At 67.4% G+C, this 17,616-nt stretch carries 13 protein-coding genes; 3 read left to right on the top strand and 10 right to left on the bottom strand.

The annotated features are described in order from the left end of the window. Nucleotides 1–351 precede the first annotated feature (351 nt). Genes ACQE2J_RS01645 through ACQE2J_RS01635 form a run of 3 tightly spaced genes read right to left on the bottom strand, consistent with a single transcriptional unit; the run spans nt 352 to nt 2,878 of the window. Nucleotides 352–1,869, bottom strand: a complete 1,518-nt coding sequence (locus ACQE2J_RS01645) for a hypothetical protein (RefSeq protein WP_426936946.1) — start codon at nt 1,867–1,869, stop codon at nt 352–354. Continuing rightward, a complete protein-coding gene (locus ACQE2J_RS01640) occupies nt 1,869–2,636 on the bottom strand; it encodes a hypothetical protein (RefSeq protein WP_135541679.1) in 768 nt (255 codons plus the stop codon). The genes ACQE2J_RS01645 and ACQE2J_RS01640 overlap by 1 nt, the downstream gene beginning before the upstream one ends. Further along, nucleotides 2,633–2,878, bottom strand: coding sequence for a hypothetical protein (locus tag ACQE2J_RS01635; protein WP_135541681.1), 246 nt, complete (start codon nt 2,876–2,878; stop codon nt 2,633–2,635). The genes ACQE2J_RS01640 and ACQE2J_RS01635 overlap by 4 nt, the downstream gene beginning before the upstream one ends. A gap of 272 nt (nt 2,879–3,150) precedes the next feature. Here ACQE2J_RS01635 and purB point away from each other — a divergent pair, with 272 nt between their 5' ends. Continuing rightward, nucleotides 3,151–4,584 (top strand): adenylosuccinate lyase, encoded by a 1,434-nt coding sequence (purB, locus tag ACQE2J_RS01630; protein ID WP_425119064.1) that lies wholly within the window; start codon nt 3,151–3,153, stop codon nt 4,582–4,584. A gap of 69 nt (nt 4,585–4,653) precedes the next feature. On the opposite strand, the gene ACQE2J_RS01625 is transcribed toward purB, so the two are convergent. Both ACQE2J_RS01625 and ACQE2J_RS01620 read right to left on the bottom strand, forming a co-directional pair. Beyond that, on the bottom strand, nt 4,654–5,469 hold the full coding sequence (locus tag ACQE2J_RS01625) for a transcriptional regulator (protein WP_426936945.1): 816 nt from the start codon (nt 5,467–5,469) through the stop codon (nt 4,654–4,656). A 324-nt stretch (nt 5,470–5,793) separates the two neighbouring features. Further along, nucleotides 5,794–7,164: an MFS transporter gene (locus tag ACQE2J_RS01620; RefSeq protein ID WP_426936944.1), complete on the bottom strand. Its 1,371-nt coding sequence runs from the start codon at nt 7,162–7,164 to the stop codon at nt 5,794–5,796. A 121-nt stretch (nt 7,165–7,285) separates the two neighbouring features. Here ACQE2J_RS01620 and ACQE2J_RS01615 point away from each other — a divergent pair, with 121 nt between their 5' ends. Continuing rightward, nucleotides 7,286–8,173, top strand: coding sequence for an alpha/beta hydrolase family protein (locus ACQE2J_RS01615; RefSeq protein WP_426936943.1), 888 nt, complete (start codon nt 7,286–7,288; stop codon nt 8,171–8,173). 108 nt (nt 8,174–8,281) lie between these two features. On the opposite strand, the gene ACQE2J_RS01610 is transcribed toward ACQE2J_RS01615, so the two are convergent. Together ACQE2J_RS01610 and ACQE2J_RS01605 are read right to left on the bottom strand one after the other, a co-directional pair. Beyond that, nucleotides 8,282–9,682 carry a D-arabinono-1,4-lactone oxidase gene (locus tag ACQE2J_RS01610; RefSeq protein WP_426936942.1) on the bottom strand — a complete coding sequence of 467 codons (1,401 nt, stop codon included), beginning with the start codon at nt 9,680–9,682 and terminating at the stop codon, nt 8,282–8,284. After that, nucleotides 9,679–10,878 carry an amino acid deaminase/aldolase gene (locus ACQE2J_RS01605; RefSeq protein WP_426936941.1) on the bottom strand — a complete coding sequence of 400 codons (1,200 nt, stop codon included), beginning with the start codon at nt 10,876–10,878 and terminating at the stop codon, nt 9,679–9,681. Before ACQE2J_RS01605 ends, ACQE2J_RS01610 begins: the two co-directional genes overlap by 4 nt. A gap of 50 nt (nt 10,879–10,928) precedes the next feature. On the opposite strand from ACQE2J_RS01605, the gene ACQE2J_RS01600 reads away from it, so the two are divergent. Then, a complete protein-coding gene (locus ACQE2J_RS01600; protein ID WP_426936940.1) occupies nt 10,929–12,518 on the top strand; it encodes a succinic semialdehyde dehydrogenase in 1,590 nt (529 codons plus the stop codon). A 249-nt stretch (nt 12,519–12,767) separates the two neighbouring features. Here ACQE2J_RS01600 and ACQE2J_RS01595 read toward each other — a convergent pair whose 3' ends face one another. The 3 genes from ACQE2J_RS01595 to ACQE2J_RS01585 form a co-directional block, all read right to left on the bottom strand. Further along, complete coding sequence (locus tag ACQE2J_RS01595; protein WP_426936939.1) at nt 12,768–14,777, bottom strand: penicillin-binding transpeptidase domain-containing protein; 2,010 nt, start codon at nt 14,775–14,777, stop codon at nt 12,768–12,770. Between the two features lie 93 nt (nt 14,778–14,870). Continuing rightward, a complete protein-coding gene (locus ACQE2J_RS01590) occupies nt 14,871–15,605 on the bottom strand; it encodes a response regulator (RefSeq protein WP_426936938.1) in 735 nt (244 codons plus the stop codon). Nucleotides 15,606–15,696: 91 nt separating this feature from the next. Then, nucleotides 15,697–17,601, bottom strand: a complete 1,905-nt coding sequence (locus ACQE2J_RS01585; protein ID WP_135541700.1) for a sensor histidine kinase — start codon at nt 17,599–17,601, stop codon at nt 15,697–15,699. Nucleotides 17,602–17,616 lie beyond the last annotated feature (15 nt).

Below are 17,616 nucleotides of genomic sequence, written 5' to 3'. Positions count from 1 at the left end.
GATTCACAGGTGATCCAACGATACCGAATCCACTCACTGCTTGCCACTCTCACCATGTGGTTCGAGTATCAAAAGTGCAGGTCAGGAACAGACTATGGGCAAACTTGAACACATGTGGCTCAGTTTCAAAGCCTGCGACGGACAATTGTCGATCTCCGCAGAGAAGCTTCATCGTCCGACAAACGCACGTCCGAGCACCGAGGCGCCCGCGCCGGCGAGCGCTGCCGCCCGTCTCAAGCGCGCCTGCGAGCGCTGCTGCCCAAGCGCGCCCCCGAGCACTGCTGATCGTCTTCAGCAGCGCCGGCAGCGGGGCTTCCGAACCGGGACGGCCCGTGAACGAGGTAGGCGAGCTCAGGTGCGCCGGCGCTTGCCCTGATAGTCGCGGGTCTGTTTGAGATCGCCGGTGAAGAACCCTGAATTCTTCGCGGTGAAGCGGTTGAGACTCGGATGTCCTGCCCGCAGCAGCAGCGCGATCGAGGCCGCGTAGGCCGTGGACGAGTGCGCGGCACCGGCCGAGGCGAACATCTCATCGAGTTCGGCATCGGTCTTGTTCGCCAGGCCGGGGGCCTTGCGCAGTTCGTCGGGGTCGTAGTCGACGGTGATCGTCGACCAGTTGTCAGCTGCCGGATTCTCGCCTCCGTCGAGGTCGGGCACAAGGTCCTGTTCGTGTTCGATGGAGAGTACGTCGATGCTGGAGTCGATGGGGAAGTCGGAGACCGGGGCACCGACCGTCATGAGCGCGGTGACGTTGACGTCGCCGAGGAACGCCGGGTCCGCAGCCAGCGAACCGGCGGTGATCCCTCCCTGCGAATAGCCGACGAGCATGACCTCCGCTCTCCGGCCGATTCCGGCATCGGCGATGGCCTGCCGCACCATTTCGCGCATCACGGTGTCGTTGCCGGCCATGCCCTGGACGTTCGTCGTCAGATCGGTCGTGTTGTCTCCGGACTTCGGCGACCAGTCGGTGGTGGCGGGAACGTAGACGATGTAGCGGACGGCGCCGTCGGGGCCGACGATCTCTTCGATGCGCACCTGCCCGGAGTCCGCACCGAGGTGGCAGTTCGCCTCGCGGATATAGAGGTCTTCGACGTCTCGGGGCGGTTCTGTGTGCGGCGGGGTCAGTCCCTTCGCCTTCCACACCTCGACGTCGGAAGGCAGCAGCAGGCCGATCCGGTTGGCCCCAGCGAGCACCCAGATCGTCATCGACTGCGAATCATGCGGCCAGAAGGCGTGACCGCCTTTCGAATCCAACGCTCCGGGCGGCAGGCCCATGAAGCCGACGACGATGCCCGGCAGCACATGTTCGATGACGGCTCCGGACACATCGGAGTTCTCGAACACGAGCTTGATCAGGGCTTCCTTCGCCTGTGCTTTGGTCTTGCCGAGGTCGATGCCCCAGTGTCTGACGATGAGGTCATCGAGTCCGGTGGCGTCGAGGATCTTCGCCACCGCGATGACCTGGCCGCCGATGACGAGGGCGACCGGGATGAGGACGGGCAGGCTCATCGCCAGCGCCCGTCCGGCGGCCCAGCCGAGGGCGTCGAGGAGTCCTCCGAAGACTTCGCTGATGCCCTTCTCCGCCTGCCGGTAGGCGAATGCGGCGGCCCGCACGCCGAGCAGTGTGGCTTCGAGTTCGATGAGCACGGCGGCTAACTGCCGGTGGAACGCGGCCCGGCGGGCGTCGAGGTTGAGCGCCGTGATCGGGGCGGGCACCTGGGTGAGCAGGGTCGCGAGGTCGAAGTCGGCGATGCTCGCTTCCACAGCCAGATCGCCGACCTCGCCCATCACGGTCTGCAGTGCGTCTCCGCTGCCCTCGGCGCGCTCGTCGACGGTGATGCGTCCACCGCCGCGGGTGGTCGAGTCGACCATCACCGGAGCCCCATCGTCAGCGTGCGGGTGAGTACGGCGCTCAGCAGCTTTCGCACCGCCGTGTCCCCGGCTTCGACATCGGCGTCGACGGTGACGCGGTCGCCGCGGCGGTCGAGGACCGGGCGGAACCAGGTCCCGCCTCGGCGGTGGAGGAACTCCAACCCGGCGGCTCCTCCCCGACCGGCCCAGCTGAGGGTGAGCACGCAGTCGTGTTCGACGAGTTCGGCGAGGGCTTCGACGACCCGTCCGACCTGGCCCGGACCGATCCGGCGCAGAAGCTGATGGCCGGCGAAGTCCTCAAGGCCTTCGCCCGCCAGTGCCACCACCGCATGGCTGCCACCCGCCCCGAGGCAGAGCGCAAGGTGGACGGTTTCGACGCCCGAGGACAGCACGACGGTGATGCGGGTGCTCGTCTGGTCAAGTTCGGAGGCGAACCCGTGCACCCACGCCGTGAGAACATCGAGCTCCCGCTCCGTCCCGACAGCGCCGTCGCTGCTCCCTCCCGCCGAGGCGGTGCCCGCCTTCGCGTCTCCCGTTGAGAGGGGGTCGCGCGTGCCCTCGCCCGCCGAGGCGGTGCCCGGGCCCGTCTCGGCCGCCGGGTCGAGGTCCGTCACTGCCGCGGGGGCGAGGGGCGGGCCCTCGCCCTTTCGGTGCGGCAGCAGCTCGGGCGGCCACAGTCGCCGCAGCCGATCGGGCAGACGCAGGATCCGCTCGAGGTCGACAAGGATCCACTGTTCAACGGCGCCCGTGGCGGAATCAGCGTTCACAGTTGGATCCGCCCTCCCGCCGAGACGACCTGCAGGTGGAGGTCGTAGGCCTCGGCGAGTTCGTCCGCGCACTCCGCGAGCCGGTCGATCGACGTCGCGCTCGACGTCACCCGGTCCTCGAAGAGGTGCCCGGCCGGCGAGTCCCAACTGTCGATCTGCCGACAGCACTGAGCCACCGAACGCAGCAGATCACCTCGCCGCAGCCATTGGTCGCGATTGCGCGCCAACTCGTCCGTGATCATCCGTGTCTCCTCCCACTCGTCGCATCGGCTCCACGCTCGATCTGCCTGACTGTCTGCCTGACTGTAGGGAGCTCCGAACGGGCCAGGGAACCCCCGCTCGTCGGCTTGGGGACGAGCCTCGAGCACCCACAGGCCTCCGGCGTCGAAGTCACCTCCGGATCCACAGGCGCCCGTGTCCGAGTCACCTCCGCCCGGCGATCTCGCCGCGGGCAGGCGTCCGTTCCAGACGGTCGGGTTCCGCCCCGCGCGGGCGCTCATGAGAAAATAGGGGTATGCCGACTGTTTCCCTTGCCGAAATCTCGCCCGCCATCGCCCTCGGACCGCTTGATGGTCGCTACCGCAAAGACACCGCTGACCTCGTCGATCACCTCTCCGAGGCGGCACTCAACCGCAACCGCATCACCGTTGAGGTCGAGTGGTTCATCCACCTCGCACAGAGCTCCGTGATCGAGGGGGTGCGACGCCTCACCGATGAGGAGGTCGACGGTCTGCGGGACTTCGCCGCCGACTTCGATGCCGAGACCATCGCGACGCTCGCCGCCCACGAGGCCGTGACCGTCCACGACGTCAAGGCCGTCGAATACACAATCAAAGAGGCCCTAGTGAAGATCGGGGCCGAGGATCTCAGCGAACTCGTCCACTTCTGCTGCACCTCCGAAGACATCAACAACCTGTCCTGGGCGCTCGGGATCAAAGGTGCCACCGAACAGGTGTGGCTGCCCCGCGCGAAGGCACTCATCGACGCCCTCGCCGAATCCGCCTCGGCGCTGGCCGATGTTCCGATGCTCGCGCACACCCACGGTCAGCCGGCGACGCCGACGACGATGGGCAAAGAGCTCGCCGTCTTCATCCACCGGCTGCGCCGCCAGTATGAGCGCATCGCTGCCACCGAGTTCCTCGGCAAGATCAACGGCGCCACCGGCACCTATTCGGCGCACCTGGCCGCCGTACCCGGAGCGGACTGGCCGCAGATCGCGCAGACCTTCGTCGAAGACCGTCTCGACCTGAGCTTCAACGCCCTGACCACGCAGATCGAGTCCCACGACTGGGATGCCGAGCTCTTCGCCGACATCGCCCGGTTCAACCGGATCGCGCACAACCTCGCCACCGATATGTGGACCTACATCTCGATGAACTACTTCAAACAGATCCCCGTGGCGGGGGCGACCGGGTCGTCGACGATGCCGCACAAGGTCAACCCGATCCGCTTCGAGAACGCCGAGGCGAACCTCGAGCTCTCCTGTGCCCTGCTCGATTCGCTCGCCTCCACCCTGGTCACCTCCCGGATGCAGCGCGACCTCACCGACTCGACCTCGCAGCGCAACATCGGCGTCGCCTTCGGCCACTCGGTGCTGGCGCTGAACAACCTCGTCAAGGGCCTCGGCGCCCTCGCCATCAACGAGGAGGCGCTGGCCGCCGATCTCGATGCGAACTGGGAGGTGCTCGGCGAGGCGATCCAGTCGGTGATGCGTGCCGCGGGTCTCCAGGGCGTGCCCGGCATGGAGAATCCGTATGAAACGCTCAAGGAACTCACCCGCGGCAAGCGCATCGACCAGGCCGATCTGCAGGAGTTCGTCGACGGCCTCGGGCTGCCCGAGGACCGCGCCGAGCTGCTCAAGGCGCTGACCCCCGCGACCTACACCGGTGTGGCCGCCCAGCTCGCTGAGTCCGCAGTCTCCGACTGGAAGGCCTACAGCGAAGCCTGATTCACGCCGCTGTCACGAGACATCATCGAGGCCGGTTTCCGAATTCGGAAACCGGCCTCGATGCGTCGTTCAGGCTGCGGGGATATCGAAGGTCTTCGTGTACTCGGGGATCTTCTCGTCGGTGCCCATGACCTTGCCGGCTCCGCGTTCGTAGCGGATCGTGTACGTGTCCTTCTTTTTATCGGGGACATAGGCGATCCACCCCGTGTGAGTTCCACCGTCACGGCGGGTGACGTTTTCAAAGGGTTCGTACCCGGCGGCCTCCATCTCGGCCTTGACTCCGGTGGTCTGGTCATAGCGATAGTCGGCACCGCCGTCATTGGAGATCTTGAAGGCTCCGGATTGGATGAGGCCGCTGTACTTCTTTCCCGGAGTGATCTTGACCTCGAGGAGCACAACCTCACCGCCGAGCTCGATCGTGGTGGCCTTCTTGCTGGATTCGAAGTTGCGCACGGCAGAGAGCACCTCGATGTCGTCATCCATCTGCGGGTCCGTGAAGCTCTTCCCGACCGAGACTTCAGCCTGGTTCCCCGACGAGGCCGCCGCACCCGAATCCGACGAGCCGCCATCTGTACCCGAGGTTCCGCTGCCCGAGGTGCCGTCGTCGGTGCCCGTGGTGCCGCTGTCCGACGAACCGCCGTTCGAGGATGCTCCGCTGTCCGACGAAGCCGAGGATTCCTGATCGGCTGTGTTGTCATCGGTTCCCGACTCCTGGTCGGTATTGCCCGACCCCGGCGGCTGCTGGCCATCGGCCCCGGCCTGTTCACCGGACTGTCCGTCCTGATCGAATGGTGTGACCTGGTCGATGAGCGAACATCCGGAGAAGGCGAGTGTGCAGGTGAGAAGGGCTGCGGCGGTGAGTGTGGCGCGGTTCAGGCGTTTCATGGTGATCCCCTGTTCGGATTCTCGCACCCGGGATCTGTGTGCCCGAATGCCTGTCATGAAACCAACCTATGGGTGCCGCGGCCTCCAGATATGTCCTGCGTGTGGCAGATCGGACACGACTGTCATCAATCGGGCGCACGCGCCCATCCTGGCCCTTCAGACGGAACGAAACATCTGCCCTCCCCTCGGGCGGAACGAATCATCTGCCCTCCCCTCGGGCGGAACGAATCATCTGCCCTCCCCTCAGACGGAACGAAACATCTGCCCTGCCCCTTAAGGCGGGGAGCGTCCGTCGGCCGGGGATGAGATACCCGCCTCGACTCGTCAGGCGGGGACGAGATGCCTGTCCGCGTCCACCTCGGCGAGGGTCTTCTTTCCCATGCTCCGGGCGAGGATGAGCGTCGGGACACCGGCCACGACGATGACGACGGTCGCATAGATCGCCGGGGCCAGGGTGACGCCCGTCGACGACATGAGCGCCGTGGCGACGAGCGGGGAGAGTCCGCCGAAGAGGACGGTGGCCACGTTGTAGCCGATCGCCATGCCGGAGAAGCGGCTCGTGCCGGTGAACTGTTCGGGCACCATCGCCGCAGCTACTGCGCTCCACCCGGCCGCCGGGATGGCGAGGAAGGCGGAACCGGCGACCGCGATGCCCGCGGACTGATTGCTCAGCAGCACATAGGCGGGAATCGTCGTGAAGACGAAGACGACCATGAGCGCTGCCAGGGCCGGCTTCCGCCCGAACCTGTCCGAGGCGAGCCCGAAGAACGGGGTGACGATGATGGCGACGACGGCGGCCACGGTGCCCAGGGCCAGGGAGCCGGAGTTCGGGACCTTCGCCACCTCTTCGATATAGGTCGGCACATAGGTGATGTTGAGGAAGTAGCTGACCGAACCGATCGAGGAGATGAGGAAGGCGACGAGGATCGCCCGCGGCTGCTCGAGGATGGCGGTGATGAGCGGGGAGCGTTTGAGCGCGACGTCCTTCGATTCCTTCTCCGCCTGCTGCAGCCGCTTGAAGGTCTCGGTCTCCTCCATCATCGATCGCAGCGGCACCATGAGGATGGCGAGCACCGCGCCGAGGACGAACAGCAGCCGCCAGCCCCAGGAATCCATCGCCTCGGGGCTGAGCGTATTCGCCAGCAGGGCACCGGAGCCCACCGCCAGCAGGGCGCCGACTTCACTGTTGGCCGCAGCCCAGCTCGCCGCCAGTCCCCGTTTGCCCGGTGCCGCCGATTCCATGAGGAAGACCATGATGCCGGTGTATTCGGCGCCGACGGAGAACCCGGACAGGCACCGCAGGGTGACCATGAGGACACCCGCCCAGATGCCGATCGTCTCGTAGTTCGGGATGACGGCGATCCCGAGCATCGAGATCGCCATGAGGACCGCAGAGATGATGAGCGTCGACCGGCGTCCGATCCGATCGCCGAGGTGGCCGAAGACCATCGCACCCAAGGGCCGGAAGAGGAAGCCGGCGGCCCCCACCCCGAGGGTGAGCAGCAGCGAATCCGTCTGATCGCCGAAGAATTCCTTGGTCAGGGTCGTGGCGACATAGAAGAAGATGGAGAAGTCGTACCATTCGACGACGGTGCCGAACGCCGCAACGAACATCGACCGGCGGCGGCCTCTCTCCCGGTCTCGGCTGGCTGCCTCAGAAGGTGTGGCGGGACTGTTCCGATCGGACTCGGTCATGCGCCGAGCGTACCAGTCCACCCGGACGCCGTCCCGGACATCAGCTTTCGACTCGACCGCACCTGAAATCTGTATTACCGATCGGTAGCGAATCGGTGTTCTGCTGATTACGCTGACTCCTATGGACACTCCCCTCCACGAACAGCTGCGCATCCCAGTGCCGAGCCGATACGGCCCGAGCGAGATCGACGGCCACGTCCTCCACCCCGCTGGGACACCGCTGGCGGTGCTGACGATCCATCCCGCCACCGCGACCCCCGAACGCTTCTACTTCTCCTTCGCCGAGGCGGCCGCCGCCCGGGGATTCATCGTGCTCACCTATGGTCTGCGCGGAGTCGGCGACCGAGCCGAGGCTCGGGCGCACCGGCGGGTGCGCATGCGCGACTGGATGGCCGAGGACATGCCCGCCGCGGCACAGTGGGCGGCGACCGCTTTCCCCGATCTGCCCCATGTCGCGATGGGCCACAGCATCGGCGGGCATGCCCTCGTCCAGGGCTACGGCGGTGAGACGCTGGCCGGCATCGTCACCGTCGCCTCACACCGGGCATCGACACGGGACATCGTGTCGCGCAGCGAGCGGCTGCGCGTGGGACTCGGTCTCGGCGGTCTCGGCACCCTGGCCACCCGGGTGCTCGGGTACATGCCCGGCAGGGCGCTCGGCCTCGGCGAGGACATTCCCCAGGCCGCGCTGTTCGAGTGGACGCGGTGGCTGCGTCTGCCCGAGTACTTCTTCGACGACCCGACGCTGGGGGCCGGGGCGCGCGTGGCCCGGTTGGCCACGCCTGTGTTCGCGGTCGGTGCCTCCGATGACCCGTGGGCCGATCCCGTGCAGATCGATGAACTCGTCGATCGTCTGCGACTGGCACCGGTGACTCGCCGCACCTTCACCCCGACCGAGCTCGGCGTCGAGCGCATCGGCCATCACGGCCTCCTCCGCCGGTCACTCGGTCAGGCGGCCTGGCCGGAGATCCTCGACTGGCTCGAAACGGCGGCCAGCGGTCCGCACTGACGGCTCGAACACGGCACGCTCCGCTTCCTGCGACTCGGCCGACCGCTCGATGGACCACCCCATCCCGCCCGACGTCACCGCGCTTCAGACGTCACCGCACCCGAATCTTCACCGGGCGTCGAGCCCGAACAGCGAGTCGGTGAAGCGGTTGCCGAACATCGTCTGCGGGTCGAGGCGAGCGCGCAGCTCGCAGAAGTCATCGAACCGCGGGTAGAGTCCGCGCAGATCAGCGGTTGTGCGCGTGTGGATCTTGCCCCAGTGCGGTCGTCCCCCGTGGCGGCACAGGATCTGTTCGACGACCCGGAAGTATTCGGCGAAGTCCTCTTTGATGAACCGGTGGACGGCGATGTACATCGACTCGCGTCCCGTCGCCGTCGACAGCGGCACATCATCGGCGGCCGCGCACCGGACCTCGAGGGGGAACGAGATCTGCCACCCCTTGGACTCGATCGTCTCTCGGATCTCCCGGATCGCCTCGGTGCCGGCGGCGAAGGGCAGCGCATACTCCATCTCATTGAATCTCACTCGGCGCGGAGTGACGAACACGTCATAGCCCGGTGCCCGGTACATCCGATCCGCGACCACGGACTGGGCGATGCGGTTGATCGAGGGCACCATACCCGGCACCTTTGCCCCGAGCTCGACAGCCAGGCGCAGGGCCCCGTTCTCGACGATCTCCTTGTCGAGGAGGGTCGCCCAACGGTTGCGCACCCCCGCCTCGGCGAGATTCCCGGTCCCGGCCATCCCCGGGGCGACACGGGTGTTCGTCTTCGTCAGCACCGTTTCGGTATGCGGGAACCAGTAGAACTCGAAGTGGTCGGCACCGCGCATCCGCTCCTCGAGCCCGTCGAGGAGTTCGTCGAATCCCGCGACCTTCTCCTCGGCGATGAGGTCGAAGGCGGGCACGCAGCGGAGTTCGATCTCGGTGATGACTCCGAGCACGCCGAGGCTGACCCGGGCGAGGTCGAAGGTCTCCGGTTCGGCGTCGGCGGAGAGCTCCCGGACCCGCCCGTCGGGCCCCATGAGGCTCAGCCCCGTGACGGTGCCGGCGAATCCGGTGAATCCGAGTCCGGTGCCGTGGGTGCTCGTCGAGATCGCCCCGGCCAGGGACTGCGGGTTGACGTCGCCCTGGTTCTCCAGCGCCAGGCCGAAGGGTTCGAGCAGGGCGGGGATGTCCCGCAGCCGGGTTCCCGCCCCGAAGCGCACCCGCCTGCGGGATTCGTCGACGGCGACGATCCCGGACAGCGCATCGAGGTTGACCATGACATCGTTGCCCGCGGCGACGGGAGTGAAGGAATGTCCGGCCCCGACGACGCGCAGCCGCTCCCCCTCTGCGGCCGCGGAGGCGACGATTCCGGAGAGTTCGTCCGCCGAGGCGGGACTCGAGTAGGTGTGCGGATGAGCGTGGACATGCCCGGACCAGTTCCGGAACGGCTGCCGGCCCCGACCCGAGCCCCGCGTCGGGGCCCGTCCCGTCTGTCGACCGCGGACGATCTTCGCTGCGCTCACAGCACCAGCCCCTCTCCCCTGTACGTCGCCCATCTGTCGGTGATCCGGCCGTGGGAGACGACGGTGAATTCGTTGAAATGTTCGGCCAGTTCTCCCGCCTTCGCATGACGGAACCAGACGAGGTCGCCGATGCCCACATCCTCGGCACCGGGTCCGGTCAGCGGTGTCTGCACCTCGCCGGGACCTTCGAGACTCGAGTATTCGAGCCCGGGCGGCCAGGCGATGGTCGGCAGACGGTCGGGCCCGGGCACGCCGGAGGCGATGAAGCCGCCCTTGAACACCGTCACCCAGCCGGGCGCGGGCCTGCGCACGACGGGGGTGACGAAGAAGGCGGCGGGACGGTGCCGGAAGTGCGTGTAGCCGTCGAAGAGTCCCGGGGAGAAGAGTCCGGAGCCGGCGGCAAGATCGGTCAGCGTGCCCTCGACGGCACTCGATTCGAAGGAACCGGTGCCGCCTCCGTTGACGAATTCGAGGTCGGCGATTTCCCGCACGGCGGCGATGACGGCCGCCCGGCGCTCGGCGAGTTCGGCGATCGAAGCCTTCTGCATGGCGCGGACGACGACCTGTCTGGCCGAGCGTCCGGCGTCGGCGGTGCCGGCGATCTGCCCTTCGTAGAACATCAGCCCGACGAGCTCGAACCCCGGTCGAGCGGCGACCTGCCGGGCCAGGGTCACGGTGGTGTCGACATCGCGGACCGGTGATCGCCTGGCCCCGATATGGATCCGGTCGCCCAACCAGGCCTCGGCCGGACGGAAGGAGGAGTCGACGTCGATGCACACCCGCACCGAGGCGACGGCCGCCTCGGCGACGGATCGCCTCACCTCGTCGATGATGTCGAGGTGGGTCACGGAGTCGATCATCACGGTGATCTGGTCCAGCGCTCCCGCCTCGGCGAACATCCGGGCCAGCGCCGGACGGTCGAGACTCGGATAGCCGATGACGATGTCGCGGACGCCGCGGGAGTGGAGGATGAGCGCCTCGGGCACGGAGTAGGAGAGCACCCCGGCGCAGGCGGGATGGGCCAGAGCCCGATCGATGGCCGCCGGCACCCGCAGCGATTTCGTGGCGACCCGGATCGGCAGCCCGCGAGCACGCTCGGCCAAGGCGTCGAGGTTCGCGTCGAAGGCGTCGAGGTCGATCACTGCAGTGGGGGCTCCGGTTCCGTTCAGCGCACGCCGAAGATCACTCGATACCATGACCGGTATTGTATCCCGCAGATGACCCACGTCACATGAGAAGGCAGCCGATGAGATCAGAAACCGCCGTCACAATCTCCAACCAAGCCGCATCTGACCACGTCACAGCGGCTCTGCGTGAGTTCCTCGACACCGATCCGTACGCCGAAGCCTCGGGGTCGGGTGAGCGCGAGCGCGGCGTCGAGCCGTTCACGGGTGAGGTCGTCGACCGGTTCGCCCGGAACACCGCCGCCGATGTCGAAGCCGCCTACACCACCGCCCGCATCGCCGCCTCCGCCTGGGCCGCCCAATCCGTCGAACACCGGTCGAAGGTGCTCACGCGCCTGCATGCCTCGCTGCGTCGGCACGAGGATCTGCTGCTCGACATCGTCCAGTTCGAGACCGGCAAGGCTCGCATCCACGCTTATGACGAGGTTCTCGACACCTTCAATGTGCTGCGCCACTACGGGGTGATGGCTGCCCGCTACCTGCGCCCCGAACGTCGGCGCGGGGCGATTCCCGGCCTCACCCGCACCGAGGTCACGCGCACACCGCTGGGCGTGATCGGGTTCATCACGCCGTGGAACTACCCGCTGACCTTGGGGGCGACCGACCTGTTCGCGGCCCTGACCGCCGGCAACGCCGTCGTCCACAAACCCGACTCGACGACCACCCTGACCGCGATCTTCATGCGTCGCCTGGCGATCGCAGCCGGACTGCCTCCCGAGGTGTGGCAGCTCGTGCCCGGCACCGTCGACGCGGTCGGACCCGCGCTGCTCAGCGGCGCCGACGGCCTGTCATTCACCGGTTCGACGGCCGCGGGACGGTCGATTGCCTCCGAAGCGGGACGCCGTCTGCTGCCGACCGCGCTCGAGCTCGGCGGCAAGAACCCCCTGGTCGTGCTCTCGGATGCCGACCTGCCGAAGGCCGTCGAGGGGGCCGTGCGCGGGTCGTTCTCCTCGGCCGGGCAGCTGTGCATCTCGATCGAACGCATCTACGTCCACAAGGACCTCTACCCCGCCTTCTGCGCCCACTTCGCCGAGGCGGCCCGTGCCGTGACCTTGAGCGCCGACTTCGAGTACGGCCCGGGAATGGGGTCCCTGGCCGGGCCGAAGCAGTTCGAGCGGGTCAGCGCCCACGTCGAGCAGGCGCGCAGCGTCGGTGCCGCGGTCATCGCCGGCGGCCACGCGGTGCCCGAACGCGGACCGTACTTCTACGCCCCGACCGTGCTCACCGATGTTCCCCCCGAGGCGGATCTGCATCGTGAGGAGACTTTCGGTCCCGTCGTCGCCGTCTACCCGGTCTCCTCCGACGCCGAGGCGGTCACGGCGGCCAATGACAGCGAATACGGACTCTCGGCCGCCTTGTACTCCCGCTCCCACGGACGCGAGTACGCCCGGCAGCTCCAAGCGGGAATGATCAACGTCAACGAGGTCTACCCGGCCAGCTGGGGGTCCGTCGACGCCCCGGCCGGCGGGGTCAGAGCCTCGGGGCTGGGCCACCGGCATGGAGCCGAAGGCATCCACCAGTTCATGCACACGCACACGATCGCCGAACAGCGGCTGCACCCGATCGCCCCGGCCGGCCCCGTGGATCAGAGGACGTTCGCGAAGGCGATGACCGGTGCGCTCACGGCGATGCGGGCCCTGCGCATGAAGTAGCGGCAGCCGGGGGAGCAGCACCACCGGCGGCGAAGCGACCCGCGCCTCGCCGCTGCGACTTCGGAGCACTCTTCGCCGCCGCGCTCGGCCAGATGTGGTCGCGATCGGACACTTCCCCAAATCCAGGTCGCAATCGGACATTTCTGTCGTCAGAAAATGTCCGATTGCGACCTATGTTTTTGCCCGGTTGTCCGATTGCGACCTATGTTTCGGCCCAAGCTGGCCCGGTAGAGCTCGGTCGGTGCAAACTCAGTTGATGCGGTCGAAGAATTCGTGCGCGACGGGCACGGCCGCCTCGGCGCCGAATCCGCCGTCCTCGACGAGGACCGCCACGGCCAGGTCCCCTTGGAATCCGGCGAACCACGAGTGTGTGCGCGGCGGGGTCTCGTCACCGTATTCGGCGGTGCCGGTCTTGCCGTGAACGGGATCGCCGGGAACGTCCTTGAGCGCGGTGGCGGTGCCGTCGGTGACAGCTTCGCGCATCATGTCCGAGAGCTCCTTCGCCGCGTCCCCATCGAGTGTGGGAGCGTCCTCGGCGGCACCATCTGTGCCCTCGTCGTCCGCGTTCGCATCATCGCGGGCATCGCCGCCGATGAGCTGCGGGGCCACAGTCTCGCCGGCCGTCACCGAGGCGGCCATCGTCGCCACTGCCAGCGGGCTCGCCTGAACCTTGCCCTGGCCGATCATCTGCGCGGCGTGCGTGACCTCGTCGCCGTCGGCCGGCACCGAGGCCATCTTCGCGCCGATGCCCAGGGCTCCCGCACCGGCTGTGTTCTTCCTGAAGTCGTCTGCGTCCTTGCCGGAGCCGCTTTCCTCCGTCCCGACCCCGGGCGTCATGCCGAGCTGGGCGGCCGCGTCCGCCACGTCATCGCCACTGACCTTCTCTCCCGAGGACACGAAGGCGGTGTTGCAGGAGTGGGCGAAATCCTCGGCGAAGGTGACCTTCCCGAGGACCTCATCCTCGGCGTTCTTGAACTTCTTTCCGCCGACCGTCACGGTCTGCGGGCAGTCGATCCTGTCCTCCGGTTTCACTCCGGATTCGAGGAGCGCGAGTCCCGAGGCGATCTTGAACACCGAGCCGGGAGCGTATTGTCCGCTCAGCGCCCGGTCCCAGGCCGCACCCTTCGGATCGTGGTTGGCCACGGCCAGCACGTGGCCGTCGCTGGGCCGGATGACGACGACGGCGGTCGGCTTCTTCCCCGTGGCGGCTGCCTTGTCTGCGGCGTTCTGGGTCTTCACGTCGAGGGTGGTTTCGACGTCCTCGCCGTCCTTCTGCTCGAAGGCGTGCAGGCTCGTCAGCTTCGTCGTGCCGCCTTTGTCATCGGTCGCATCGCCTTTGGCGAAGACTTCGACGCTGCCGGGGCCGCTGAGTCGGGTGTTGAAGGTCTTCTGCAGACCGGTGCGTCCGACGATGTCTCCGGCGATGACCTCACCGTCGGAGCTCTTGATGTCTTCGGCGCTGGCGGGCCCGGCCGAGCCGAGGGTGGCCTGTGCGAATCCGCGGCTTCGCGTGAGCGTCTGACTGTCTTCGGAGAAGAGGACCCCCGGCAGGTCGTGGATGGCGTCCTTGACCCGTGCGTAGTCGTCTTCGCGCAGGGTCACGACGGGGACGAGTCGGTTGCCCTCCGCCTCGTCGACCGCGTCTTCGAGGTCCCCGACGTCGAGGTCGAGGGAGTCGACGTCCTTGTTGAGCGCGTCGACGAGTCTGCCGAGGGTGTCGGGCTCCAAGCGGTTCGGGTGGAGGCCGATATCGACGACCTTCCCTTCCTCCATGAGCACTGCGTCGTCGGCGCCGAGGATCTTTCCTCGTCTGCCCGGGTTCGCGCGCAGTGCGAAGCTGCCGCCACGAGCGAGTTTCGGGTGGATGGACTTCTCGGTGAGGCCCGCCCACCAGAAGAGGCCCTTCTTCTCCAGCGGCAGTTCGGAACTGTACTTCCAGGCCTCACCGTCGAGGTTCGCCCAAGTCCAGTCGAGTCTCGCCACGGTCCGGCCCTCGGATTCGGTGATGTCCTCGACGGTGACCGAGCGCAGATCGACCCGCTTGCCCAAGGATTTCGTGACCCGGTCGAACAGGCCCTGAGCGAGGTCCTTCTCATGCCAGATGTCCGAGGTCAGCTGCCCCTCGGCGAGATCGTGGGCGGCGGCCTGCGCCGCGGTGGACTTGAGCATGGGGAGTCGGAAGATCGCGAAGGCACCAGCACCGAGAAGCAGGATGAGGACAAGGACGGTGGCCAACCAGACCTGCGACTTCTTCGACATGGAACCATCCTCCACCGAGGTGTTCGCGATGTCCATCGCCGGACCCCGAAGCGTCGCGGTCGGCTGATCCCCTCGCCCGCCGCGACGGTGCGGTCAGGTGGCGTCGAAAACGACGGTGTATTCGAGGACGGGGCGGCCGGTCGCCCCGTAGCGGGGACGACGTTCGAGCATGCCCGCGTCGGCCATGGATTCGAGGTAGCGGCGAGCGGTGACACGCGAGACTCCGAGGCCTTCGGCCACCTCGGCGGCGGACTGTCCGGGATTCTCATTCAGCAGGACGCGGACTTCGTCCTGCACCGCATCGGGCACGCCCTTCGCGGTCGCGGCCACGGTGTGGGTGCGCAGTGCCGAGATCGCCTTGTCGACCTCGGTCTGCGTGACTTCGCCGTCATTCGAATCACCGCCGAGGCGGTTGCGGAATGAGGAGTACGCCTCGAGTTTGGATTTGAAGACGGGGAACGTGAAGGGCTTGATGATGTACTGGGCGACCCCGTAGGACAGGGCCTCCTGCACGATCTGCATGTCCCTGGCGGCGGTGACGGCGATGATGTCCACGTCGACACGTTGGCCGCGGATGGCTCGGCAGACCTGGAGCCCGTGGCCGTCGGGCAGGTTCATATCGAGGAGTACGAGGTGGATGCCGGCGGGGTCGAGACCGCAGATCTGTCCGGTCAGAGCGGCCATCGCCTGGGTGGCGTTCTTCGCCACCCCCGCAACGTGATAGCCGTCGAGGCGGTCGACGTACTTCGCGTGGGCACGGGCGGCGACCACCTCGTCCTCGACGACGAGCACACCGATGCTCGACCCTGGGGCAGTTGTATCCGACATGCTGTCAGTCTAGCTTCAGCCGTTTGACAGCGACCCCGATCGTGTTGCAGTCCGGGCACATCGCTGTTCCATGACGGCCACAGGCTCGGGCTCACTCCCGGTCAGGATGAGTGCCTGCGTCCGCTGCGGCCCCCGCCGCGGCCACGGCGCCGAGGCGGTCCGGCAGCCACACCGTGAGCACGGCGCCCTTGAATCGGTCGCAGTCCTCACCCCGGCCCTGCACGTCCACGGCTCCCCCGAGGCGGCGGATCGCCTGCACGACCAGCGAGAGCCCGACTCCGCGGGTGCCCGTCTGCTGACGTCCCTGCCCCTGGTCGGTCTCGACGCCGTCGTGCTTCGTCGACCATCCGCGTTCGAAGATCGCATCGAGGTGCTCCTCGTCGATGCCGGGACCATCGTCGCTGACCTCGATCGTGAACCCTCCGGATCCACCCGAGCCGGACAGTTCGACGTGGACTCGCTTGTCCTCGGGCAGCACGTCCTGCCTGCCCAGCGCGTCGAAGGCATTGTCGATGAGGTTGCCGAGGATCGTCGCGAGATCCCGGTCGTCCCCGCTGAGGCGGCCCGTGAGACCCGCGGTGTCCACCGTCATCTCGATCCCCACCTCGGCGGCTTGGGCGATCTTCGACAGCAGCAGGGCGGACAGGACGGGGTGGTCGAAGGTCATCGACCCGTCTCCGTTGACGCGGTTGAGGTCGTCGAGGTCTTTGGCGGCGAAGTCGATGGCCTCGTCGACGTGCCCGGTCTCGAGCAGGGACACGACCATGTGCAGCCGGTTCGCGTATTCGTGGGTCTGGGCCCGCAGGGAATCGGAGAATGAGCGCACGGAGACGAGTTCGCCGGAGAGTTCGGCCAGCTCCGTGTGGTCGCGCATGGTCACGACCCAGGTGTCGCTGGCCGCCTCGGTGGGCTGCTGATTGACCACGAGCACCCGGTCATCGGTGTAGTGGATCTCGTCGCGGGCCCAGCGGCCGGAAGCGAGCAGGTCATGCAGGGCCTCGGGCAGGTCGACGCCGTTCAAGGGCATCTCCTCCGTCGAGGCGCGGGCCGGGTCGGCATCGTCTGCGGCCGCCGGCAGGCCGAGCAGCTCGCGGGCTTCGGCGTTGATGAGCACGATCCCCCGCAGCCGGTCGACGAGGAGCAGGCCCTCGGAGACCGCTTTGAGTACGGAGGAGTAGAAGTCGAGCATGCTGCGCAGTTCGTCGGCTCCGTAGTCGCCGGTGACCCGGCGCAGCCCGCGGGAGGTCACCCATGACGAGCCGATGCCCAGGAGCAGAGTGAGCACCGCGATGCCGATGAGCCATTTGCCCTGCGCGAGGAAGCCTTCGCGGACCGAGTCGGCGGAGCTGCCGACGATCACAGCCCCGACCACGGTGTCCGGTCCCACGCCGTCGGCGCCGAGGTGTTCGGCATAGACCGGGGTGACGACGTACATGGTGCCGTCGCCGGGCCCGCCGTCGTCGATGAAGCGCACAGTCGTCCGCCCCTTCTCGAGAGACTCCTCGTCGACGGATTGGGCCAGCTGATCGATCGAGTCCTCGGGGATCGTGCCGGAATTCGCCGAGGCGGCCTTCTTCTCCAGCGCCTGCTGTCGGTCAGGAGAGCCCAGGGTCGGCGGGGTGAGGAGGAAGTCGATGGGCACGACGGCGGCGATGTCGAACCCGTATTGGCTGATGACGTTGCCGAGCATCGTCTCGACATCGGCGCGGGACTCCGCGTCGAGGAAGTCGTCGCTGCCGGCCTCACCGGTGCCGACGAGCCCGAGCGACAGCGACATGTTGTCGGCGGCCGAGCGCAGCAGGTCCTGTTCGCGCTTCGTGTTCAGCTGGGAGAGCTGGAGGTAGAGCAGACTCGTCGTGAGCACCATGATGCCCACGAGCATGATCGAGTTCGCGAACATGATCCGTCCGGCCGCGGAAAGGCGGACCCACCGACTCAGACGGCCCACCGGTCCGGTGGTGGCCGTCGTCAGGACGGAGCGCTTCTTTCTGGGCATGGAAACCATTGTGCC

This window comes from Brevibacterium sp. LE-L (assembly GCF_050214925.1).
Lineage (GTDB): Bacteria > Actinomycetota > Actinomycetes > Actinomycetales > Brevibacteriaceae > Brevibacterium.
Note: the sequence above shows the minus strand (reverse complement) of the source record. Positions and strands in the feature narration are given on the sequence as shown.